This is a genomic window from Pseudohaliea sp., from assembly GCF_054552115.1.
The window spans coordinates 20,944-42,651 of record NZ_JBTOLW010000027.1 but is presented as its reverse complement, the minus strand read 5'-3'; the positions used below and the strand labels follow the sequence as shown (position 1 = coordinate 42,651).

At 68.4% G+C, this 21,708-nt stretch carries 22 protein-coding genes; 7 read left to right on the top strand and 15 right to left on the bottom strand.

Going from position 1 to position 21,708, the window contains the following annotated elements; translation table 11 throughout:
* Positions 1–15 precede the first annotated feature (15 nt).
* Complete coding sequence (locus tag ACX93N_RS12795; protein ID WP_459428820.1) at positions 16–1,470, bottom strand: DUF2867 domain-containing protein; 1,455 nt, start codon at positions 1,468–1,470, stop codon at positions 16–18.
* A 30-nt stretch (positions 1,471–1,500) separates the two neighbouring features.
* On the opposite strand from ACX93N_RS12795, the gene ACX93N_RS12790 reads away from it, so the two are divergent.
* The gene (locus ACX93N_RS12790; protein WP_459428819.1) at positions 1,501–2,808 is read left to right on the top strand and encodes a cation:proton antiporter; all 1,308 of its coding nucleotides are present in this window, start codon (positions 1,501–1,503) and stop codon (positions 2,806–2,808) included.
* Positions 2,809–2,961: 153 nt separating this feature from the next.
* Here ACX93N_RS12790 and ACX93N_RS12785 read toward each other — a convergent pair whose 3' ends face one another.
* On the bottom strand, positions 2,962–3,327 hold the full coding sequence (locus tag ACX93N_RS12785) for a hypothetical protein (RefSeq protein WP_459428818.1): 366 nt from the start codon (positions 3,325–3,327) through the stop codon (positions 2,962–2,964).
* 337 nt (positions 3,328–3,664) lie between these two features.
* Here ACX93N_RS12785 and ACX93N_RS12780 point away from each other — a divergent pair, with 337 nt between their 5' ends.
* Entirely contained in the window at positions 3,665–4,186 is a 522-nt protein-coding gene (locus tag ACX93N_RS12780; RefSeq protein WP_459428817.1) for a retroviral-like aspartic protease family protein, read from the top strand.
* A gap of 42 nt (positions 4,187–4,228) precedes the next feature.
* Here the strand turns inward: ACX93N_RS12780 and ACX93N_RS12775 are convergent, their stop codons facing one another.
* From ACX93N_RS12775 to ACX93N_RS12755, 5 genes are all read right to left on the bottom strand, one after another.
* The gene (locus ACX93N_RS12775; RefSeq protein ID WP_459428816.1) at positions 4,229–5,167 is read right to left on the bottom strand and encodes a hydrogen peroxide-inducible genes activator; all 939 of its coding nucleotides are present in this window, start codon (positions 5,165–5,167) and stop codon (positions 4,229–4,231) included.
* 5 nt (positions 5,168–5,172) lie between these two features.
* The gene (locus tag ACX93N_RS12770; protein ID WP_459428815.1) at positions 5,173–6,051 is read right to left on the bottom strand and encodes a WYL domain-containing protein; all 879 of its coding nucleotides are present in this window, start codon (positions 6,049–6,051) and stop codon (positions 5,173–5,175) included.
* An 89-nt stretch (positions 6,052–6,140) separates the two neighbouring features.
* A complete protein-coding gene (gene bchJ, locus ACX93N_RS12765) occupies positions 6,141–6,746 on the bottom strand; it encodes a bacteriochlorophyll 4-vinyl reductase (protein WP_459428814.1) in 606 nt (201 codons plus the stop codon).
* 1 nt (position 6,747) lies between these two features.
* Entirely contained in the window at positions 6,748–8,424 is a 1,677-nt protein-coding gene (bchE, locus tag ACX93N_RS12760) for a magnesium-protoporphyrin IX monomethyl ester anaerobic oxidative cyclase (protein ID WP_459428813.1), read from the bottom strand.
* Between the two features lie 206 nt (positions 8,425–8,630).
* Positions 8,631–9,041 carry a hypothetical protein gene (locus ACX93N_RS12755; protein WP_459428812.1) on the bottom strand — a complete coding sequence of 137 codons (411 nt, stop codon included), beginning with the start codon at positions 9,039–9,041 and terminating at the stop codon, positions 8,631–8,633.
* Between the two features lie 243 nt (positions 9,042–9,284).
* Between ACX93N_RS12755 and ACX93N_RS12750 the strand changes: the two genes are divergently transcribed.
* Both ACX93N_RS12750 and ACX93N_RS12745 read left to right on the top strand, forming a co-directional pair.
* Positions 9,285–9,815 carry a peroxiredoxin gene (locus ACX93N_RS12750; protein ID WP_459428811.1) on the top strand — a complete coding sequence of 177 codons (531 nt, stop codon included), beginning with the start codon at positions 9,285–9,287 and terminating at the stop codon, positions 9,813–9,815.
* Between the two features lie 77 nt (positions 9,816–9,892).
* The gene (locus ACX93N_RS12745; RefSeq protein WP_459428810.1) at positions 9,893–11,254 is read left to right on the top strand and encodes an MATE family efflux transporter; all 1,362 of its coding nucleotides are present in this window, start codon (positions 9,893–9,895) and stop codon (positions 11,252–11,254) included.
* An 11-nt stretch (positions 11,255–11,265) separates the two neighbouring features.
* Here the strand turns inward: ACX93N_RS12745 and ACX93N_RS12740 are convergent, their stop codons facing one another.
* Positions 11,266–12,156, bottom strand: coding sequence for a lysophospholipid acyltransferase family protein (locus tag ACX93N_RS12740; protein ID WP_459428809.1), 891 nt, complete (start codon positions 12,154–12,156; stop codon positions 11,266–11,268).
* Between the two features lie 124 nt (positions 12,157–12,280).
* Here ACX93N_RS12740 and ACX93N_RS12735 point away from each other — a divergent pair, with 124 nt between their 5' ends.
* Positions 12,281–13,408 (top strand): zinc-binding dehydrogenase, encoded by a 1,128-nt coding sequence (locus ACX93N_RS12735; protein ID WP_459428808.1) that lies wholly within the window; start codon positions 12,281–12,283, stop codon positions 13,406–13,408.
* Positions 13,405–14,262, top strand: coding sequence for a DUF1295 domain-containing protein (locus ACX93N_RS12730; RefSeq protein WP_459428807.1), 858 nt, complete (start codon positions 13,405–13,407; stop codon positions 14,260–14,262). Before ACX93N_RS12735 ends, ACX93N_RS12730 begins: the two co-directional genes overlap by 4 nt.
* A 3-nt stretch (positions 14,263–14,265) precedes the next feature.
* Here ACX93N_RS12730 and ACX93N_RS12725 read toward each other — a convergent pair whose 3' ends face one another.
* From ACX93N_RS12725 to ACX93N_RS12695, 7 genes are read right to left on the bottom strand one after another with little or no spacing between them, the layout of a single operon-like run.
* Positions 14,266–15,138, bottom strand: a complete 873-nt coding sequence (locus ACX93N_RS12725; RefSeq protein ID WP_459428806.1) for a DUF2971 domain-containing protein — start codon at positions 15,136–15,138, stop codon at positions 14,266–14,268.
* A gap of 49 nt (positions 15,139–15,187) precedes the next feature.
* Complete coding sequence (locus ACX93N_RS12720) at positions 15,188–16,429, bottom strand: hypothetical protein (protein WP_459428805.1); 1,242 nt, start codon at positions 16,427–16,429, stop codon at positions 15,188–15,190.
* Positions 16,426–17,055 carry an energy transducer TonB gene (locus ACX93N_RS12715; RefSeq protein ID WP_459428804.1) on the bottom strand — a complete coding sequence of 210 codons (630 nt, stop codon included), beginning with the start codon at positions 17,053–17,055 and terminating at the stop codon, positions 16,426–16,428. Before ACX93N_RS12715 ends, ACX93N_RS12720 begins: the two co-directional genes overlap by 4 nt.
* 37 nt (positions 17,056–17,092) lie before the next feature.
* Positions 17,093–17,503 (bottom strand): ExbD/TolR family protein, encoded by a 411-nt coding sequence (locus ACX93N_RS12710; RefSeq protein WP_459428803.1) that lies wholly within the window; start codon positions 17,501–17,503, stop codon positions 17,093–17,095.
* The gene (locus tag ACX93N_RS12705; protein ID WP_459428802.1) at positions 17,496–18,041 is read right to left on the bottom strand and encodes a MotA/TolQ/ExbB proton channel family protein; all 546 of its coding nucleotides are present in this window, start codon (positions 18,039–18,041) and stop codon (positions 17,496–17,498) included. The genes ACX93N_RS12710 and ACX93N_RS12705 overlap by 8 nt, the downstream gene beginning before the upstream one ends.
* The gene (locus ACX93N_RS12700) at positions 18,038–19,435 is read right to left on the bottom strand and encodes a MotA/TolQ/ExbB proton channel family protein (protein WP_459428801.1); all 1,398 of its coding nucleotides are present in this window, start codon (positions 19,433–19,435) and stop codon (positions 18,038–18,040) included. Before ACX93N_RS12700 ends, ACX93N_RS12705 begins: the two co-directional genes overlap by 4 nt.
* Positions 19,432–20,214, bottom strand: coding sequence for a DUF3450 domain-containing protein (locus ACX93N_RS12695; RefSeq protein WP_459428800.1), 783 nt, complete (start codon positions 20,212–20,214; stop codon positions 19,432–19,434). The genes ACX93N_RS12700 and ACX93N_RS12695 overlap by 4 nt, the downstream gene beginning before the upstream one ends.
* Positions 20,215–20,433: 219 nt before the next feature.
* Here ACX93N_RS12695 and ACX93N_RS12690 point away from each other — a divergent pair, with 219 nt between their 5' ends.
* On the top strand, positions 20,434–21,705 hold the full coding sequence (locus ACX93N_RS12690) for a Na/Pi symporter (protein WP_459428799.1): 1,272 nt from the start codon (positions 20,434–20,436) through the stop codon (positions 21,703–21,705).
* Positions 21,706–21,708: the final 3 nt, after the last annotated feature.

Here is a 21,708-nt window from a genome sequence, read left to right as displayed (position 1 = left end):
TGCCCGGCAGTGGGCTCAGGGGGTGCCCGCGGCCTCCGCCCGGCGGGCGATGACGCGGGTCCAGCCGCGGAACAGGAACAGGTGCGCCGGCACCAGCGAGTACCAGTAGAGCAGGCCCCAGATGCCCCGCGGGTGCCAGTAGGCGTTCACCGTGAGCCGGGTCCGGCCGGCGCCCTCCGGCTTGAGTTCGAACTCCAGTACGCCGGCGCCCGGCGCCTTCATGCCGAAGTAGAGTGTCAGGTGCCGCGGCGGGTCGATACCGATCACGGTCCAGTAATCCACCACGTCGCCGAGGCGCAGGCTGTCGGGGTCCCGCCGGCCGCGGCTGAAGCCGGCGCCGCCGACCAGCCAGTCCACCAGCTCGCGCAGCGTCCAGAGCCAGTTCATGTAGTAGTAGCGGTTGCGGCCGCCAATGCGGATGAGCTGGGCCCAGAGTGCCTCCGGCGGCGCGGCGGCGAGAGCGGTGCCACCGGCGCGCTTGGCATAAAAGGCGGTGTCATGGCGGTAGCCGCGCAGAGCGAAGGCCCCCTCGGTCCAGCGCGCCGCGACCGCGTGTCGCCGTTCCGCCGCGAACGCTGCCTCGATGGCCTCGCGCACCCCGAGGAGCCGCTGAGGGACGAGGTGACGCAGGGTGCTGTCGTCGGCGGGAAAGTCGTGTCTCAGCCCGCCGATGAGCGCGCGCGCGATGTCGACGGGAACGGCGGTGGTCAGGCCGAGCCAGTATGACGACAGGCCCGGCGTGAGCAGCGGCACGGGAATGATGCGCGGACGCGGCTTGCCGGCTACGTCGGCGACCAGGCGCATCATGTCCGTGTAGCTGAGGTAATCGGGGCCGGCAGCGTCCAGGATCGCGCCGGCGGTTTCCGCAAAGTGCGGCACCCTCACGAGGTACTCGAGGAGGTTGTCCAGGGCGATGGGCGGAGACTTCGCGCGCACCCAGCGCGGCGTGATCATTACCGGCAGGTTAAGGGTCAGGTCGCGCATCACTTCGAAGGCGGCGGAGCCCGGGCCGATGATGATCCCCGCGCGCAGCTCCGTGACCGGGACCGGACCGCGGCGCAGTTCCTCGCCGGTTTCGCGGCGGGAGGCGAGGTGGGCGCCGCTCGCGTCCTCCGGCAGTAGCCCGCCCAGGTAGATGATGCGGCGCACGCCGGCATCGGCAGCGGCGGCGGCGAAGTTGGCCGCCGCCTCGAGATCGAGGCGGGTGAAGGCGTTGCCGGCGGCCATGGAATGGACAAGATAGTAGGCCGTGTCGATGCCCGCGACCGCTGCCCGCAGGGTCGCCGGCTGCAGCGCATCGGCCTGGACCAGCTCGACGCCCGACCAGCCGCGGGCGGCGAGTACCTCGTAGCTGCGCGCCGCGGCGCGGACGGGTACGCCGGCACGAACGAGAAAAGGTACGAGGTTGCTGCCGATATAGCCGCTGGCGCCAAAGACCAGCGCCCGGGCCGGTGCTCGGGCCATGTCCATGCTGTTCCTCCAGGGTGGCGGGAGCGCGTGATGATAGCGTACTTTACGAGTGTCTCCCGCAAGGCCGTCCGCCGCATGGAAGCCTCCGCTTTCTTCCTCCAGCTCGCCCTCATCCTGGTCGCTGCCCGCTTCGCCGCGGAGGTCGCGACGCGCTTCGGGGCCCCGGGGGTCATCGGCGAACTGGTGGCCGGCATCGTCCTGGGGCCGAGTCTGCTCGGCTGGATCGAGGCAACGGAGATCATCCGCCTGCTCGCGGAGATCGGCATCATCCTCCTGCTCTTCGAGGTCGGCCTGGAGACGGACATCAACCGGCTGGCGCGCTCCGGCCGCCAGTCCGTGGTCGCTGCCCTCGGCGGTTTCATCATGCCCTTCGTCCTCGGCTATGGGCTCTGCCGCTTTGTGTTCGGCCTCGATGTGCTGTTGTCGCTCTTCGTCGGCGGCGCGCTCACCGCGACCAGCATCGGTGTCACGGTGCGTATCCTGCGCGATGTCGGCCGCCAGGACAGCCGGGAAGGGCAGGTGGTACTCGGCGCCGCGGTCATCGACGATGTGCTGGGCGTGCTTCTGCTCGCACTGCTCTACGAGTTCTCCCGTTCCGGCGACCTGTCGCTGGCCAACGTGTCCCGCCTGGCGCTCTTCGTGGGCCTGTTCTTCGTGCTCGCGCCGGTCGCCGCCAAGGCCATGTCGGCGCTTATCAGCCGCTACGGCCGCGTCACGGACATGCCCGGGCTGGTGGCTACCGTGATTGTGTCGCTCGTGCTGCTCTTCGCCTGGATGGCGCACGCGGTCGGTGCGCCGGAGCTTCTGGGCGGCTTCGCGGCCGGTCTTGCTCTGTCCCGGCGCTTCTTCCTTCCCTTCGGCGCGGCCCTCGCCCGCGACAGTCACTTCGCCGACGAGGTGGAGCGTGACATGAAGCCGATCGTGCAGCTGTTCACGCCGATCTTCTTTGTGACCGTGGGCTTATCCCTGGACCTGCGCCAGGTTGACTGGGGCTCGGCCTTTGTCTGGCTCTTTTCCCTATCGCTCGCGGTTGTGGCCATTGCCGGCAAGATCGCTGGCGGCTACCTGCTGCTGCGGGAGCACTGGCTGATGAAGAGCGCCATCGGCATGGCGATGGTCCCGCGCGGGGAGGTCGGGCTCATTTTTGCCGAGCTCGGCCGCAGCGCCGGTGTCTTCGACAACGCCAGCTATGCCGCCATGGTCCTCGTGATTGCCTACACCACGCTGCTCTCCCCCTTCTGGATCAAGCTGTTCTACCGCCTCTACGGGCACCGGCCTGAACTGGCTGACGAGGCGGGCTCGGACAGTGCGGGCAGGCTTCTGCTCAGGGAGGAGTAGTCTGCCCGCGGCAGGCCCGTGGGACAGGGCAGAGAGGCGGGCTTTCGTTGCGAGGTGAGCCCGGGGTCAGGAACGAAAAAAAGGCGCTACCCAAAGGAGGGTGGTAGCGCCGAGGGGAGGGAGCGGTTCGGCCCGCGGGCGGGCCGGATTCGGTTAGCGGTGCCGCTTGAACGGCGGGCGACCGCGGAACAGGGGTTCTTCCTCTGCCGGTGCGCTTTCCAGCGCGGCGATGTCAGTCACCGGGAGTTCCTCGCGGCGACGCTGATACGGAGGCTTGCCGCTGCGATCGACGGTCCAGACCGTGACCGTCTCGACGGACTCGTCGGCGAGCTCCAGCCGGGCCGTGTCGACGACCGGGACTTCCACGCGCTCGCGCTTGAAGGGCGGGCGGCCGCTGTGATCCACGGCCCAGACGGTAACCGTCTCACCCGTCGCGGGCGCCTCGGCGATGGCGCCGGCGGCGAGGGTGCCGCCGAGGGCGCCGGCGACCAGGGCTGCAAACAGCTTCGTTGTCTTCATCACACACCTCCTTGGCGGTGTTCGCTCATTGCGTCGGTACCTACTATGCCAGAGTGGGCGGCAATGCCTGACATAAATACTGAGTAATTAATATAGTAATTAGCTATCACATGCCTTCGGGCTGAAACCCTGGGATGATCGCCAGCGGTGCAGTGTGCATCAGGCTTGTGCGCATGCCCGCAGAGAGTGCATGGCGATAGCGCCAGGATTTTTCTAACTAACTGATTATAAAGATTTTTAATAGTTGGCTCGGGCCTTGCAGTGGTCAGTCGTAACGAGGACGTACGGCGGCCATGACCACGTGAAGACACTGTTGCAACACGGCTTTGCCTTGATAGTGAGCGCCTTGCTCCCGGTGACGGCTTTCGCGCAGCCTGGCGCGGCGCCCCGGCTGGACGTGGCGCTGGATAGCGGTTCCCCCGACAGCGGTGCCCCGGACAGCCCGCCCCTCGCGGCGGTCCCGCTGGAGCAGTCTGCAGGCGGTAGCCTCTATGTCGACGCTGAAGCCGGGGGCATAATCGCCTCCTTTCTCGTCGATACGGGGGCCGGCCTGGTGACGGTCAGCGAGGCTTTCTTCGACCGGCTCAAGGCCCGTGGCGCGGTGCGCGAAGTGCGCCGGGTTGCGGCGCGCCTCGCGAACAACCGCCTGCAGGCACTGACAGTGTACGAGGTGGCGCGGTTCCGTATCGGCGAGCACTGCGATATCGGCCCGGTCGAGGTGGCCGTGATGCCGGGCGCAGGGCGCAATCTCCTCGGGCTTTCCGCCCTGGGGCGCGCGGCGCCGTTTACCGTCAGCATGGCCCCGCCGGCGCTGCATCTCTCCGGCTGCAGTCTTCCGGAAACGGTCGCCGCACTTTAGGGATCTGCGTCAGGGATCTGCGTCCCGGGTGTCCCGGCTCGCCTAGTCCCCCTGCAGTACCTGCACCACGTCGCCGACTTCCTCCTGCGCCAGTTCGCGGATATCCGCCGCGAGGCGCCGATAGAAAGCCCGGGCCGGCGAGCCGCCACGCCAGGCGAGCACAAGGATCCGCGCGATCCCTTCACCCTCGATGTCGCGGACCGCAAGGCCCGTGTCATCGTCGATCTCTGAGGCGATGTACAGGGCGGGCAGGAACGCCAGCCCCATGCCCATGACCACCATGACCCGCAGTGCATCGAGGCTCGTCCCCTGGTAGTCACGCAGCAGCTCCGCCCCGAGGCGGGCGCAGGCCTGCTCGACGAGCTGCGAGAAGAGGTGCCCCTGCTCGGTGGTGAGGATCTGCTGCCCCGCGAGGTCCGCGCCGGTGAGCCGGGGCTTGCGGGCTAGCGGGTGGTCCACGGGCATGACCAGGCGGATATCCTCGCGCAGCAGCGTCTCCGCGCGAATTTCCCGCGAGTTGATGGGCAGGGCAGTCACGATCATGTCGTATTCGCCGCGCTCCAGGCCCTCCTCAAGGCGGCGCACGGAATCCTCACGGACGTACAGCTTCAGGTCCGTGTAGCGCTCGTGCAGCCTTGGCAGGATGCGTGGCAGCAGGTATGGCCCCAGCGTGGACTTCACGCCCAGGCGGTAGGTCCCCGCGGCCCCGCCGCGGGACGCATCGGCGGCGCTGGCGAGTTCCTCGACGGCTTCGAGTACCCGCCGCGCGTGCGGCTCGAGGCGCCGGCCCGCGGGGGTCAGCCGGGCGCCGCTGCGCGTACGCTCGAAGAGCGTGACGCCAAGCGTCGCCTCCGCGCGGGCGATCTGCGCCGTGAGCGTCGGCTGGCTGATGGCGAGTTCGTCCGCCGCGCGGCGCAGGCTGCCGCAGCGGGCGACCGCCATGAAGTACTCGAGCTGCCGCAGCGTGGGCCGGTCGGTCATGGCCCTCAGCCCCGGAAGAGCCAGCAGCGCATCGCGTCCGGATTCGCGATCACCACCTGCTGCGCCGCCGGGGCCGCCGGCTCCCGATCCGGGTCGAGCTGCAGCCGCTGCAGCACGTAGGGCACCAGGCAACCGCGGGTCTCGATGGCGAGCTCGCCGTCGCTCATGCCATAGTCTGCTGCCACCACGGCCTGCTGCGCCGGGGACAGGCGCGGGTCCGGGCACAGGCGAAGCTGGACGCGTTCCTGCCAGGCATCGTCGGCGCCGGCACCGTGCGGGGAACTGTCCATCATGTCCGGCTCACCGCGGAAGCGGCTCAGCACGAAATCCCGATAGCCGGCGTTCTTCTCGCACCAGGCGCGCACGTGCCAGCGAAGGCCCGTGTAGACAAGGGTGTGGGGCACGATGATGCGCCCCTCCCGGTCCGGATTGTTGACCGAGACATAGTCCACATCGATGCGCCGCTGCCGCCGTGCGGCCTGCAGGATGGGCCGCAGCGTTGCCGCCTGCACATCCCGCACGGGCAGCTCCAGCACCTCGATGTTACCGAGGCCCAGGCTCAGTGACTCGAAGACGTTGGCGAGCTCGTTGTTGCGCGCGGCCAGTTGCAGGTATTCGTCGGCGAGCCCGGCCGTCACCCGGGGGGTAAAGGCGGGGGCGGGGACATAGCCCTTGAGGTGCTTATCGTACTGAAGGTTCCCGGGACCCACGTCCCGGCGGTAGCTGTTGATGTCTTTGCTGGCCTGTTGCCGGCCGATACCGAAAGTTTCACAGAGGTGGCGCGTAGTGAGCCGCCCCTCCCAGAGCGCAATGATCTCGATGTAGCGGTAGCGCAGCAGCAGGTCCCAGCGGAAGGGCCAGGTGGCGTCCCGGTCACTGGCCATCGGTGCCCCCGAGGCGTTGGTTTCCCCGCGAGCATACGTCGCGCGCCGGTGAATGCAAGGGCGGCGCCGGTCGAGGGCAGGACGGGAGCCTAGGTGAGCTCGAAACGGCAGCTTTCCGCGCCCATCGCGCAGCACCGGGTCTCGACACACTTCATGTGCTTGTCCACGAGCACGTTGAACAGGCGCTGGAACACGGCCGCGTGCCAGTCGCAGAGTGGACGGTCGGCCCGTTCGCCGCGCACCACGGGGTTGTCGAGCAGCTCGAACACGAGCGGCTGTCGGGAGACCACGCGGAAGGTGCCGGAGCCGGCGAAGGTCCAGGCGTGCTTCTCGATGGCGCTGGCCAGCAGCGGCGCGCCCAGCCAGGCCGGCATCTTGCGGATCACGCGCCGGGCGACGGTCGGTATGCGGTGGGCGATGATATAGTCACCGGTACGCTCGCCGGCCTCGCGGGCGAGTTCGCCGGCGTCGGCGGGGTACTGGCGCCGGAGTTCCTGGTGCAGGAGCGCCGCCGGGCCCTCGGGCATGAGCCCGTCGTCCGGGGGCAGTTCCTGCAGCCCCGCACTGGCGAGCAGCCGCTGCCGGGCGAGCGGACCCAGCTGGGCATCGAGTACGGGAACGAGCTGCAGGACGCTGTTCGGCCCGATACGCGCGCCGCTGGCGCCGGCATCACCGGCGCCACGGGGGGCGGCCACCTCAAGCGCGCCCTGCCGCATCCATCTCCGCCTCGCTCAGTTGCTGCTCACCGCCACCGCAGGCCTTCACGACGTTGTCCGCGGCCATGGCATCGGTCGCCAGCATGTCGTAGGCATCCGGCTGCTGCGCCTGCTTCCGCGCCCTCGCCTGGGCCGCGCGATCCTGCATGGACTGCCAGTCATCCAGCTGGGCTTTCGCGATCTTCCGCGAGGTGTCGAAGTGGAAATCCACCTTGTCTTTTGACTGGGGCCCCCAGTAGCCGGCCTTGCCCAGGTCGTAGAAGGTGCGGGCGAAGCCGGCCTTGGCAAAGGCCTTGAGACAGCCGAGGAGGTAGCGCCGACGGAAGCCGGTACCGCGCCAGGGATAGTGGAACAGCGCCTTCTTGATGTAGAAGCGGCGGTAGTTGTTCATGACCCGGTCGAGAAGCTCGCCCCGGTCCATGGCCTCGGGCTTCATGATCGGCGTCACGAAGTTGTACTTCGAGAAGTCGAATACCTCAACCTTGTCGCCGAGGTCCTGGAACAGCGGCGTGAAGGGCCAGGGTGTGTACATCGCCCAGTTGGCGAGATCCGGCTGCCAGTCCCAGGCCATGCGGTAGGTTTCCTCGAGGGTCTCGGCGGTCTCGTTGTCGAGACCGACAATGAACTGCGCCTCGATGAAGATGTCGGCGTTGCGCAGGAGCTCGATGGCACGCCGGTTGTCCTCGACCTTCGTTTCCTTGTTGAACTGGTCGAGCTTCATCTGCGCGGCGGCCTCGGTGCCGAGGCTCACGTGCACCAGCCCGGCCCGGCGGTAGAGGGGCAGGAGCTCCTCGTCGCGCAGGATGTCCGTCACCCGGGTGTTGATGCCCCACTTGACCTTGTCCGGCAGGCCCCGGGCAATCAGTTCCTCGCAGAACTGGATGAACTTCTTGCGGTTGATGGTGGGTTCCTCGTCCGCAAGGATGAAGAAGCCCACGCCCTGCTCGTTGACCAGTTTCTCGATCTCGTCCACGACCTTGATCGGGTCGCGCACGCGGTAGTCGCGCCAGAACTTCCACTGGGAGCAGAAGGAACAGGTGAAGGGGCAGCCGCGGGCCATGTTGGGAATGGCCACCTTGGTGTTGAGCGGGATGTAGCGGTACTCGTCCCACTCAAGGAGCGACCAGTCGGGATCCAGCGCGTCCAGGTCCTTGATGGTCGGTGCGGCCGGGGTGGCGACGATCTCGGTGCCGTCCCGGTAGGCAATGCCGCGGATCTGGTCCCGGGTCTGCAGGTACTCGCCCCGGTTCACCGCCTCCATGAGGTGGGTGAAGATCTCCTCACCCTCACCGCGGACGATGACATCAACCCAGGGTGCTTCGGAGAGCACCTGCTTGAACATGAAGGTCGCGTGGATGCCGCCGAGGACCCGCAGGGCCTGGGGCACATGCTCCCTGGCAAGCTCGAGGAGCCGTTCGGCCATGTAGATGGACGGCGTGATGGCCGTCGTGCCGATGACGTCCGGCTGCAGCTCTACCAGGCGCCGCACAACCTCGTCTTCCTCGAGGTTGTGGGTCATCGCGTCGATGAAGTGGATATCGTCGAAGCCGGCCTTGCGCAGGTGGCCGGCGAGGTAGGCGACCCAGGCGGGCGGCCAACTGCCGGCGATTTCCGCACCGCCGGAGCGGTAGTTGGGATGGACAAAGACGATTCGCATGGACCCGTACCTCCCTTCAGCTGTCAATTTAAGTTAACACATGCAATTGGTAACTTGAATTGACACGGATCAACGGGAGGAGCCGGGGCCCGTCTGGCGGATGGCCGGGCGGTGAGCCGTATCCCGCGCCCGCGCCGGCATCGTGGGAGCACACAAAAAAAACCGCCGCGGGGCGGGGGCCCGGCGGCGGCTCGCTGCGACGGGTATCAGCCGTTCATGGCGTCGTCCATGGCCGCTTCGGCGTCGTCCATGGCGTCTTCCGCCTCGTCGGCGGCCTCTTCAGCGCCGGCCTTGGCGTCCTCGGCCATCTCTTCCATGGCGTCGCCGGCTTCCTCGGCACCTTCCCCGGCACCGTCCATCACGTCGTCGGCCATGGCTTCGGCCTTGTCCATGGCTTCCCTGGTCTTCTCGCCCGCGGCGCTCATGGCTTCCTTGGTCTTGTCACCGGCCTCCTTGGCCATGTCGCCGGCCTTGTCCATGGCGCTCTTGGTCGAATCGCCGACCTTGTCCGCGGTTTCCTTGACGCTGTCGGTCGCGCCATCGACGTCTTCCTTGCTGCACCCGGCCAGAACCAGGGTGGAAACCAGCAGTGCGCCCAGTACGGTTTTCGCGTTCATCTCGCTATCCCCTTGCTTGAATCGACTTGAATATGCATTTTCACTCGCCCAGTCGACAACCTGTCGCTGGTGTTGTTGTTCGCGGGCACGGGTCAGTACACTGCGCCTCGCCGGGGCGGTGAACCCGCCAACCGTCACCGGAGGCTATAACGAAAGGCAGGACGGGTAAAGCACCGCGACCGGCCTGTGATCCGAATGTTGCACGGCGCGTAGCTTATCGACCATCCCAGCGAGGAACTGCCCATGACCCAACGAAGCCTGCCCGCCATCGCCTGCCTGCTCGTCCTGGCCCTGCTCAGGCCCGCCGCCGCGAGCGCAGAACTCGCCGTGGGCGACCCGGCCCCGGACTTCGAACTCCAGGCATCGGACGGCAACACCTACCGCCTGGCAGATTTCCGCGGTGAACAGCCGGTCGTGCTGGCCTGGTTTCCGCGTGCTTTCACCTCCGGCTGCACCGTGGAATGCAAGTCGCTGGCGCGCAGCGGCGAGGAACTGCGCCGCTTCGACGTCAGCTATTTCATGGCGAGCACCGATCCGGTCGACAAGAACGCGGCCTTCGCCGAGGAAACAAAAGCGGACTTTCCGCTCCTGTCGGACCCGGAGGGGGAGGTGGCCCGCGCCTATGGCGTCTACACCATGGGCTTTGCGAAGCGCCATACCTTCTACATCGACCGGGAGGGCAGGATCGCCTACATCGATCGCTCCGTGCGGCCGAGTACCTCCGCCGAGGACATGATCGCCCGCCTCGAGACGCTCGGCGTCCCCCGCCAGTGAGCTTTCTGCCGGCGCCCCCGTGGCGCCGGCACCAAAGCGGCGTAGAATACGCGGCCCCATGACCCCGGGAGAGCCCCGTGTTCTCGTTTGCCACCCTCAGGGAACTGTTCCGCCTGGCACTGCCGATGGTCGTGTCCCAGGGAGCCTTTGCCCTGATGATGTTCGCGGATCGCTTCTTCCTGTCGCGCATCGATGCCACCCACGTCGCCGCCTCCCTGGGCGGGGGTGTGAGCTTCTTCCTTACCGTCTGTTTCTTCAACGGGATCCTGTCCTATGGCAACGCCATCGTCGCCCAGTATTACGGGCAGCGGCGCCTCGAACGCTGCCCCCGGGTGGTGACCCAGGGCGCCCTGATCGCTCTGGCCTGCCAGCCCCTGATCCTGCTCGCGGCGTTGCTGCTGGATGACCTGTTCCTGTGGATGGGGCACGAGCCGGCCCTGGCGGCGCTGGAGCGGACCTATTTCCTGACCCTGCTCGCCGGTGCCTTCCTGTTCCTGCTCAAGAATGCGCTGGCTTCCTACTTTTCCGGCATCGGGCGCACACGGGTGGTGATGATCTGCGATGTAACGGGCGTGTGCCTGAATATCCCGCTGTCCTACCTGCTCATCTTCGGCAAGCTGGGGCTGCCGGCCCTCGGCATCGCCGGTGCCGCGCTGGGTACGGTGATCGCCGCCGCGTTTACTATCGGGCTCTATGCGCTGTTCTATTTCAATCCCGTGCACGCCGCACAGTTCAGGGTGCGTGAGTCGTTCCGCTTCGACGGGGGCATTCTCCGCCGCTTCCTGCGCCTGGGGTTTCCCTCCGGCCTGGAGGTATTCATCGGTGTCGGCACCTTCAATCTCTTCCTTCTGCTCTACCAGTCCTACGGTGTGGCCGAGGGTGCGGCCATGGCCATCGTGTTCAACTGGGACATGTTGTCCTTTGTCCCGCTCATGGGGCTGAACATCGCGGTCATGAGCCTCATCGGCCGCTACGTGGGCGCCGGGGACCTGTCCCGGGCAACGCAGGTGATCAGCGCCGGACTGCTCATCGGCCTCGGCTATTCGGGCGTGCTGGCGCTCTGTTTCCTGCTGTTCCGCGTGCCGCTGCTGGAGGTCTTCGCCACCCCCGGGGCGGATTTCGCCCCGATCCTGGCCATCGGCCAGCCGATGATGGTGGGCATGGCCTGCTACGTCATGGCTGACGCGGTGATCCTGGTCTGCGGCGGCACGCTGCGCGGTGCCGGTGACACGCGCTGGATGATGGGAACCTCCATCGCCGTGCACGTCGCCATGCTGCTCATGCAGCTCTGGCTGATTCTCGGGCTCATGGTGGGCCCGCTGGTCAGCTGGTGGGGTTTCGTCGCGACGCTCATCGCCAATGCCATCCTCTACGGCTGGCGTGTGCTCGGCGGTTACTGGCGGCACCCGGACCGGCTGGCGCGGGCGCTCGCGGAGTAAGCGGCAGAGCGCTACAGGCTGAGGAGCCGCCGCAGGAGGCCTTCCTGGCCCCGGTCCTGCGCCCGGGCCGCCAGCAGGCCCTCGAGCTGGACCTCGATACCTGCGGCAACCTCGTCGCGCAGTGCGGTAAGGCGCTGCCGGCCGACCCGCTTGCCCTTGAGCGACGAGAGGTCGAGCGCTTCGGCGAAGCCGAGGTAGCAGCGCTCGGGCCGCGGGAGCAGGGTGCCGAGGCTGCCCCGCGCAAGCGGGGGCACGAGATCGCTGCGCAGATCCCCGGGCAGCAGCCCCCGCGCCTTGAGCCAGCGCGCCGGAAGGCTGTCGGCAAGGTCCTCGCCCTCCACCAGGTGCTCGTAGAAGTCGTCGGGGCCGACCAGGCCGAAGGGCACGATGCGATAGCCGTGGCGCGCCGCCAGGCGCACAAAGCCGAGCCGGTCCTTCCACTGCAGCCTGTATTTCTCGGCCTTGCACTTCACCGCCTCGTGCGCGCCGCCCGGGAAGACGAGAATGTCCTGCCGCGCCTCCATGAGCGCGCCGCAGACGGCCGGGTGTCCCATGGTCGCGCCGCGGCTGACCAGGAAGTCGGCCAGGCGTGGATCCGTGAACAGGAACTTGTCACCCATGGGGCGCAGGAAGCGGCCGTAATCGTGGAGCATGAGCGGCAGCACGACGAGGCCGTCGACGGCGAAGAGGCCGTGGTTGCCGACGAAGAGGCAGGGCTCGTCCGGCAGCCGCTCGGCGCCGACGACGATCGGGCTGAACCACTGCTGCACCAGGCGATAGGCGAGTTCAAGTTCCCAGCCGCCGGCGGGGCGCACGGCGAGTGCCCGCTCGATATGCCGAGCGAGGGCGCCGGCGTCGGCGAGGGGATCGTTGTCGGCGGCCAGTAGCTGGCGGGGCAGCATCCGGTGTGCTCCATGAAATCCTCGGGCGGAGTATAACGATGCCGCGCCCGGCGCGCAGGGCGGCTTCACGGATGCGGCCAAGTCCGCTACAGTCCGGCGACTTCCCACCCCGAGAGACGAGACCATGAGTGAGACGGCCCTGCAGATCCAGTCCCTGTTGCGCGAGGACCAGGTCCTCGAAGTGCGCCTGGCCGAGGTGCCGGTACCCACCCCCGGCGCGGACGAGGTGCTGGTACGTGTGGAGGCGGCCCCGATCAACCCGTCGGACCTGGGCCTGCTCTTCGGTACCGCCGACATGACCACGGCCCGCGCCACGGGGACCGCGGAGCGGCCGGTGATCGAGGCCGACGTCCCTGACAGTGCCATGCGCATGATGGCCGGCCGCGTTGGCCAGGCGCTGCCCGTGGGCAACGAGGGGGCCGGCACCGTGGTCGCCGCCGGTGACGACCCGGCGGCGCAGGCGCTGGCCGGCCGTACGGTCGGTGTTTTCGGCGGTGAGCTCTACAGCCAGTACCGCTGTGTGAAGGCGTCACAGTGCCTGCCCCTGCACGAGGGCACGACGGCAGAGCAGGGCGCGTCCTGTTTCGTCAATCCGATGACGGCCCTGGGTATGGTGGAGACCATGACCATGGAAGGGCACAGGGCGCTGGTGCATACGGCGGCGGCCTCGAACCTCGGCCAGATGCTCAACCGCATCTGCATCGCCGACGGCGTGCCACTGGTGAACATCGTGCGCAAGGCCGAGCAGGAGGCGTTGCTGCGCGACCTCGGCGCCAGCTACGTAGTCAATTCCTCGGCTGACAGCTTCAGCGACGACCTCACCGCCGCGCTGCGGGAAACCGGTGCCACCCTGGCCTTCGACGCCATCGGCGGCGGCCGTCTCGCGGGCACGATTCTCGGCTGCATGGAAGCCGTCGCCGTGGAACAGATGGACGCCTACAGCCGCTACGGTTCCGATGTCTTCAAGCAGGTGTACATCTACGGTGCGCTCGATTACGCGCCGACGACCATCAACCGCAATTTCGGCTTCAGCTGGGCGGTGGGCGGCTGGCTGTTGCCGAACTTCCTGCAGCGTGCCGGGGGCGAGCGCATGCAGCGCATGCAGCGCCGCGTCGCCGATGAGCTGACCAGCACCTTCGCCAGTCACTACACGGCGCGGGTGTCCCTGGCGGAGGCGCTCACCCTGGAGGCGCTGTCGGTCTACGGGCGCCAGGCGACCGGCCAGAAGTTCCTGGTCACGCCGCAGGCATGATGCGCCTCGCCGCTGCCCTGGTCCTCGTGCTCGCCCTCGCCGGCGCGCTCGCGGCCGCCGGTTCCTGGCAGGGGGCAAGCGCCTTCGGCCTGCCGGTGTTCGCGCTCTGCGCGGGCGCCGCATTCGCGGTCCAGTGGCTGGTGTTCCTGCCGTCCTTCCTGGCGCGGACGGAGCACTTTTACGACCTGACCGGGAGCGGCACCTATGTCCTGCTCACCATCGCGGCCTACGTCGCGGGGCCCGGCGGCCCGGCGCGCCTCCTGCTCGCGGGTATGGTGCTGCTCTGGGCCCTGCGCCTTGGCGCGTTCCTGTTCCGGCGCGTGCGCCAGGACGGCGGCGACGGGCGTTTCGACCGCATCAAGCACAACGGTCCGCGCTTCTTCTTTACCTGGACGCTGCAGGGCCTCTGGGTCCTGGTGACGGCCGGTGCCGCCTGGGCGGCGCTCGGCAGTGCGGCGCCCGGTAGCCTCGGCCCCCTCGGCCTGCTCGGGGCCGCGCTGTGGCTGGCCGGGTTCTCCCTGGAGGCCGTCGCCGATGCACAGAAGCGCGCCTTCCGCCGCCGGGCCGGCCCCGGGCGCTTCATCGACCAAGGGCTATGGCGTTTTTCCCGCCACCCGAACTATGCCGGCGAGATCCTCCTCTGGCTCGGCGTCGCCGTCGCCGCCGCGCCGCTCCTTTCCGGCTGGCAGCTGGTCACGCTGGTTTCGCCGCTGTTCGTCTACCTGCTGTTGACCCAGGTCAGCGGCGTACCACTGCTCGAGCGTCGCGGCCGGGAGCGCTGGGGGGACGACCCGGCCTATCGGCGTTACCTGGAGCGAACGCCGGTGCTCTTCCCCTGGTCGCGGCGGGGCTAGCAGCTACCGCTTGCGGTAGGGGATGTCGCAGTAGGTGATGCCGCGCCGCGGGCGGGCGTCCTGGCTGTCGAGGTACAGGCGCAGGGAATTCATGGAGAGGTCGATGTTGCCGGTGGGGCCGAGGTAGCAGTGCTCCAGCGGCAGCCTGCCGCCCTCGTCGCTCAGGTCGAAGGGGTAGTAGGGGATGAGCATGGAACTTCCCTCACGGAAGGCGACCGGGCCCGACGCCACGTCAGTGATCACCGGTGACACGATGCGCCATTCCTGCTCTTCCTCGAAAGCCGGGTGCTTGAGCACCGCGGCGATGCGCAGGAGATCCCCCTCGATGCGCTGGAACAGTGGCAGCCAGGGGTTCTCGCTGCGCTCCTCGCCCGCTAGCTCGAAGGCGGCGCCCAGCTGCTCCACCGCGTCGATGATGTGCCCGATGAGCCGCTCCTGCTCGCTCGGCGCGTAGATACAGCGCCCCACCTGGAAGTCCCGGGCCTCGGCGCAGGCGAGGATGTGTGCCGGGGCCATGCCCAGGCTGACCCCCTTGCCGTGGACGCTGTAGCCGCGCCACTGGCTGAGCAGGTTGCCGTTGGCGCGGAAGGAGGCGCCGAACAGCATCGGGCCGCTGACCACCCGGTGCGAGAGCCACTCCAGGAAGGCGTTGAGCAGGGCGGGGTTGTCGACGCCAGCGAGGATGCGCCGGGTGACCTGCCGGCCGAGCAGGTCGAGGGTGTGGCGCAGCTCCGTCGAGTCGTTCATGTAGCGGATGTCGCTGGCGCGTAGCTCGGCGCTGGCGACGATGCCGAGGACGCCGGTGAGAGAGGTGTAGTGGTAGAGGGTCTCGCGCGGCGGCGTGGCGAAGAGCTGGCGGGTCAGGACGTCGAACATGGCCCCATTATCGGTGGGTCCGGGCGCTGGCGGCAATGCGGCCCGGGACTCAGCTGCCGAGTTGCTCCCGCTGCCGGGCGGCCTCCGCCTCGCTGTCGATCCACGCCAGCCACTGGGCCGCGTAGCGCGCGGCGTCCGCGTGCCGCGCGGCCTCGGTGAAGTAGTCGCGGGCGCTGCGGAACTGCTCGCGCCGCGCGGCAGCCATGCCGCGCACGAGCCACGCCTGGCCCTCCTCGCGAAGTCCGCCGCGCTCAATGGCGAGGCCGGCTGCCTCCTCGGCGGCGGCCCAGGCGTTCGCGTCCATGTGCAGCCGCGCCAGGCGCAGGTAGAGCTCGCCGTCCTCGGCCAGCGCCGCGGCCGCGGCCAGGGGTTCGATGGCGCGCTCCGTTTCCGCGGCGAGGTACCAGGCCTGGGAGAGCGTTTCCAGGTTGCGCCGGTCGGCCTCGACGCGGCCGTCGTCGATGGCTGTTTCGAGCAGGCGTGCCGCTTCCCAGGGCAGGCCCTCGGCGAGAAACAGGTTGGCCAGCATGACCAGGCGGGTCTCCTGGGACAGGCGGCCGTCGTCGCGCAGCGCTTCCACCAGCGCCAGCTGCCGGCCGCTGTCGCCGAGCTGGCCGTGGAGCGCGGCGAGGTTGAGGAGATACTGCTCCCGCGGGTAAAGCGTTGCCAGGCGCGCCATGGTGTCGCGCATGGCGGGATAGTCCTCGCGCTCGTAGTGAACGGAAGCCAGCATGGACAGCCACTGTTCCGGCGGCGCGGAACCGTCCGCGCCAGCCTCGGCAATGGCGCTCTGAAGCGGCTCGAGGGCATCGGCGAAACGGGCCTGGCCGATGAGGGCTGCGGCGAAGAGCACCCGGTGCCGGGGCAGGTCCTGCTCCGGCAGGGCCAGCAGGCGGCGAAGGTAACCCTCGGCGCCCTCGTTGTCTTCCTGCACCAGGCTCACCTGGCCGAGGGTGACCAGCAGCATCGCCTGCATGGACTCGGGCAGGCCCGGCAGGGCGAGGGCGCGCTCATAGGTTGCCCGTGCGCCGGGGAGGTCGTCTGCCTCGTAGCGGCAGTAGCCGAGCAGGTTCAGCGTGTGTGCACGCTCGTAGGCAGACAGCTTCCGCCGCTCCAGCAGGGCCTCGAGGATCGCCCGGGCCGCCGCGTTGTCCTCGGCATCGAGGGCGGCCTGCGCCTCGTTCAGCGCCTCGAAGACCTTCTCGCTCATGCCGACCACGGCCTCGCCGGCAGCGAGGGCTGGGCCGGCAAGCCCCAGCAGGAGTCCCAGGGTAGCCAGCCACCGTTTCATCGTCCGCCTCCCGTCGCTCCGGGCTGTTTCTCGTAGTGGAACATGTTGTAGACATCCGTGACTTCCACCGGCGTGCCGTCGATCACCCGGGGCTTGTACTTGAAGCGCAGCGCCGCCTCGATGGAGGGTCGCCGGAACAACGGGTCGTCGCAGTACTCCTCGATGACCGAGACATCGCGCACGGTGCCGCTGGTGGTAACCGTATAGCTGACCAGGCACTGCCCGGTAATGCCACGCTCTAGTGCCCGTCGCGGGTACACGGGGGCGACCTTCACGATCGGCAGGTATTCGCCGTCGCCGCCGAGGCCCAGCCCGCCGCGGCCGATAGCGAGGCCGCCGACCGGCGCGCTCGGGGCGCTGACCGCGAGGACCTCGCCGCCGGCGCTGCTGCTTGCATCCATCGGGGGCACCTCCGGCGCTTCCTGCGGCTCCGGCCGCTCCGGGCGCCGGTCTTTCCGCGCCGTACTCTCGTTTCGCTTCAGGCGCACGAAATCCAGCATCTGCACGCGGTCGGACTGGTTAAGCCGCAGTTCGCTCGAGTGGGTGAGGAAATACATGAACCAGGCCAGCAGCAGCGCGACGCCGCCGGCGAGGAGCAGGGCGAGCAGGGGCAGCAGCGATCGCAACGGGCCCCGCCGCTTCACCGAGGGGGCGCTGACCTGCTCAGCCTGCATCGGCGGCGAGTGCAATGTTGTAGACGCCTGCCCGGCGCGATGCGTCCATGACCCGCACCAGCGTGTCGTTGCGCGACTCCCGGTCCGCCTGGATCACCACGGTGCCCTTTGGATTCTCCGCGTGCAGGCGCTCGATGATCGAGCGGACCGAGCGCAGGTCGACAGGGCGGCGGTTGATCCAGACCTGGTCCGACGCGTCGATGGCGACGAGGATACTCGCCTTTTCCTGGACGACGGCTGTCGCGGCTTCCGGCTTGTCGACGTCGATCCCCGCCTCCTTGATGAAAGTGGCGGTGACAATGAAGAAGATGAGCATGATGAAGACCACATCCAGCATCGGCGTGATATCAACGCCGCTCTCGTCACTGTCGTCGGTGATGGCCGAGAAATAGTCACGCATGGTCGCGGTCCTCGAACTGGGTGAATCGGCCCTCGAGGCCCTGGCGCACCGCAGCGGCGCGGCGCTCGGAAAGGCTGTGCGCGAGGAGGCCGACGATGGCTACGACCATTCCCGCGAGGGTCGATACGGTGGCCTTGGAGACGCCCGCTGCCATGGAGCGCGGATTGTTGGACCCGGTAGCGGCGAGCGCGTCGAATACTTCCAGCATGCCGATCACCGTACCGAGGAGGCCGAGCAGGGGGCAGACCTTGATCAGCGTGGCAATCAGCGAAAAGTTCCTGGCGAGGCGCGAGCCCAGGTAGCCGGTAATGGCCTTGCGATCCTGCTCGGCGAACCAGCTCTTGCGTTCCCGGCGGCTGCGCCAGTGACGCTCGGCCAGGGCCAGCTCCCGGGGAAACTCGGCGAAGAGGTAGTAGAGGCGCTCGAACAGAAGAATCCACATGGCAAAGGCCATCAGGAGGATCAGCCCCAGCACGGGGCCCCCGAGCTCGAGCAGGTCGCCGAGCCAGGGCAGCCAGCGCTCGAGGAGCAGGCTCATGCCGGCGGTGCCTCCCGGCGGGCTTCGGCCCGGGCTGCGACCAGGGCGACGGCGCGCTGCTTGAGCAGTTCCGTGAGACCGCGGGCGCGACCCTGTACCAGGTTGTGCAACAGCAGCATGGGGATGGCGACACACAGGCCGAGGACCGTGGTGATGAGTGCCTGGGAAATGCCGCCGGCCATGAGCCGGGGGTCGCCGGCGCCGAACAGCGTGATCGCCTGGAAGGTGACGATCATGCCGGTGACGGTGCCGAGGAGGCCCATGAGCGGCGCCACGGCCGCGATGATCTTGAGCAGCGGCAGGAAGCGGTTAAGCCGCGGCACTTCCGCCAGCACCGCCTCGCCGAGACGGAGTTCAAGCGTCTCGACGTCCGGCGCGTCTTCCTCGCGTGCGGCGAGGATAATGCGGCCAACGGGGTTGTCGGGCCGTGGCAGGGCGGTATCGCGCAGCTGGCGGCGCACCACCCGGGTCTCATTCCAGAGCAGGAGCAGGCGGGCCAGGGCGAGCAGTACCCCGGCACAGCCGAGGGCGATGATCGTGTAACCGATGTAGCCCCCCTGCGCGATACGCTCGACGAGGTCCGGCGCCTGCGTGAGGATGGCGAGGAGCTGACCCCGGGTCGGATCGACCGCGACGGCGACAGGCTTTTCGCCGTCCCCCTCCAGAGCCTCCAGGCCGGCGGTGTAGCGCCCCGCCGGCTGCCGGGAGAACGCCACGAGGCGGCCCGTCTCCGGGATGAACTGCAGGTAGTTGCCTTCGGCGACTGCGTTGAAGAGGCCGATTCGGGTGACCGGGAGCGTGCGCTCGGCGCCCTCGGCCGTGACCACCGGGTGCGCCCTGGTGACGACCTGCCCTGACGCGGTCATCTCCCGCTGCAGCTCGAACCAGAGACGCTCGATCTCGGCGATGGCCGGCAGGCGGTTGGCCTGGCCCATGCGTCCGGCGAAATCGACCAGGAAGTCGCCGCGATCCGGGTGCTCGAGACGGCTCAGGGACACGTGAAACTGGCCCTGGGCGTCCGAGGCCACCTGCTGGAGAACGCCGAACAGTTCCTTCAGTGACCCCATGCGCTCGCGCAGGCGCTCCTCGAGTTCGCCGATGGCCTGGTCGTTCTCCTCGTAGCGCGTTTCCATCGCGGTGCTGCGGGCCTCGAGCTCTGCGCGGCGGCTCCGGACCTCGGCGAGGAGACGCTCGCGCTCGGCCTGTTCGGCGCGGAAGTGCGCGATCCGCTCCCGATCCTCGGCGCGGTCGCCGACGCGGCCCTCGCGGACGGCCTCAAGAAGTGACTCCAGTGTGAGTGGACCTTCGTCCGGGGCGTCTGCGGCGCGGGCCGCGCCAGCCAGGACCAGGGCCGGCAGCAGCAGGGCCGCCAGCAGGGGCTTCAGGGTATTCATGGGCGCTCGACCTCATTCGGTACCAGGGGAATGCTCACCAGTTCCGGGGCGATCTCCTGCCGCGCGACGCGGAGCCCCTGGTCCACGAGGCGCCGGTAGGGCGAGGTCGGCAGAGACACCCACTGCCCCTGTGCGTGGTTCCAGTAGCCGAGGCGGCCGTCACCGATGGTGCGGTAGTAGAGGCCGACGCGGCCGATGCGCAGCATGTCGGCGTCGACGGTGCCGTTACCGGCATCGATCTTCGCCTTGTAGGCCTCGATGGTGCGGCCGAAGTCGCTCTCGACCTGGTAGGCCTCGAAAACCCGCCGCGCCTTCTCCGCCGTGGTCACGTCCGAGCGCGCGAGCATGGCGCGCAGGCGACCCACACGGGCTTTCCGCTCCGGGAGCAGGAAGGGCACATCGAGACGGATGAAGCTCTCCAGGCTGTCGAGCATCCTGGCGAGGAGCGGCAGGATCTGCCGCTCGATCACCGCCACGTCGCCGATGGACTGCTCGAGGGCCGTGATTTCCTCGTCCTGGGCAGACAGTTGCCGGTCGAGCATGGCCACGTAATCCTCGAGACCGCGAACGATGCGCAGCTCCCCCCGGTAGTCCTCGAGGAGCCCGCGGTTCTCCGCGTTCAGCGCATCGACGGTCGCCTGGCTTTCGCGGCGCTCCTCGCTGCGGGCGAGGCCTTCGCCCTCGATCCGCTCAAGGTCCCCCTGGGCCGGGAGTGGCGGCGCCGCGCTGGCGCCCAGGGCGATGAGGATTGGCAGGGCCAGTCGGGTTCTGCGTGTCATGGGCTTTCCCGGTTTCGAAGGTGCATTTACTGAAGCTTCCCAAGGAAAAAGGAATTCTGTTACAGGAATGTGTCATAACGAACGCGGCAGCCGTTTCGCGGGGTGAGGCGGTCGACTCATTGACCTCGGTCAACCGTGTCCGGCTACTGTCACGGGCCTGTCACTGCGTTGTCATGAAGGACAGCGACACTCCCGGAGTGCTTATACCGGGATGCCCCCATGCCTGTTGAACCAGCCGCCGCCGTTGCCGACGAGGCCGCGGTGGTCAAGCGTCTTTCCCCCGCTGCGCTCTGGGCGGGCGTCGCTTTCTTCATCTACCTGCTGCTGGTCGGCGTCAGTACGATCGGTACTGGCTTCAAGTGGGCCTCCGGCGGGGCCGACGGCGCCGCTGCCATCTTCGCCTTTGCCAGCAACCCGGTGGTCGGCGTCATCCTCGGCACCCTGGCCACGGCCCTGGTGCAGTCCTCGAGCACGGTCACGTCGGTCATCGTCGGGCTGGTCGCCGGCGGCGTGCCCGTATCCATCGCCGTGCCCATGATCATGGGCGCGAATATGGGGACCACCATCACCAATACCATCGTCAGCCTCGGCAACCTCCGCCAGCGCGGCGCCTTCCGCGCCTCCTTCGAGGCGGCGACGGTGCATGACTTCTTCAACCTCTACAGCATTGTCGTGTTCCTTCCGATCGAGGCCCTGTTCCACCCGCTGGAGCGGATGGGCCGGGTGCTCGCCGCGGCACTGAGCGGCGGGCCGGAAGCGTCGGTCGGTGGGTTCAACCTCGTGGGCGCGGCCACGGATCCCCTGGGTCACGGCCTGCGCGACCTGCTTGGCGGCCTGCTGCCACAGACACCGGCGGCCTTGCTGACCATCGCCGCAGGGGTCGCCTGCATCATCACGTCCGTGCTGTGCCTCGGCGGACTGTTGCGCGCCGCCATGAGCGGACGCGCGAAGGGCATCATCGATACCGCGATCGGCCGCGGGCCGTTCACGGGCATTGCATCCGGGACCCTGGTGACGGTCCTGGTACAGTCCTCGTCCACCACCACGAGCCTGGTGGTCCCGCTGGCCGGTGCCGGGGTGCTCTCGACCCGGCAGATCTACCCGTTCACCCTGGGCGCCAACATCGGTACCTGCGTCACGGCGCTGCTTGCGGCCACCGCGATTACCGGATCGAACCAGGAACTCGCGCTGCAGATTGCGCTCGTGCACCTGCTCTACAATGTCCTCGGCGTGCTCGCGTTCACCCTGGTCCCGGTGCTGCGCGATTTGCCGGTCCATTCCAGCCAGTGGCTCGGCCGCCGCGTGGAAGGCCACCGGGGCTGGGCGCTCGGCTATATCTCGACCCTGTTCTTCGTGCTCCCCGGCGTAGTGTTCGGTGCGGAATACCTGTTCGAGCGGCGCCAGCCGAACCTGCCCGTCGAGGTCTGTGAGCGTGAGGACATCGGCTGCCTGCAGGACGAGGTGGAGGCCGTGGATCTGCGCCTCGAGTAGGCC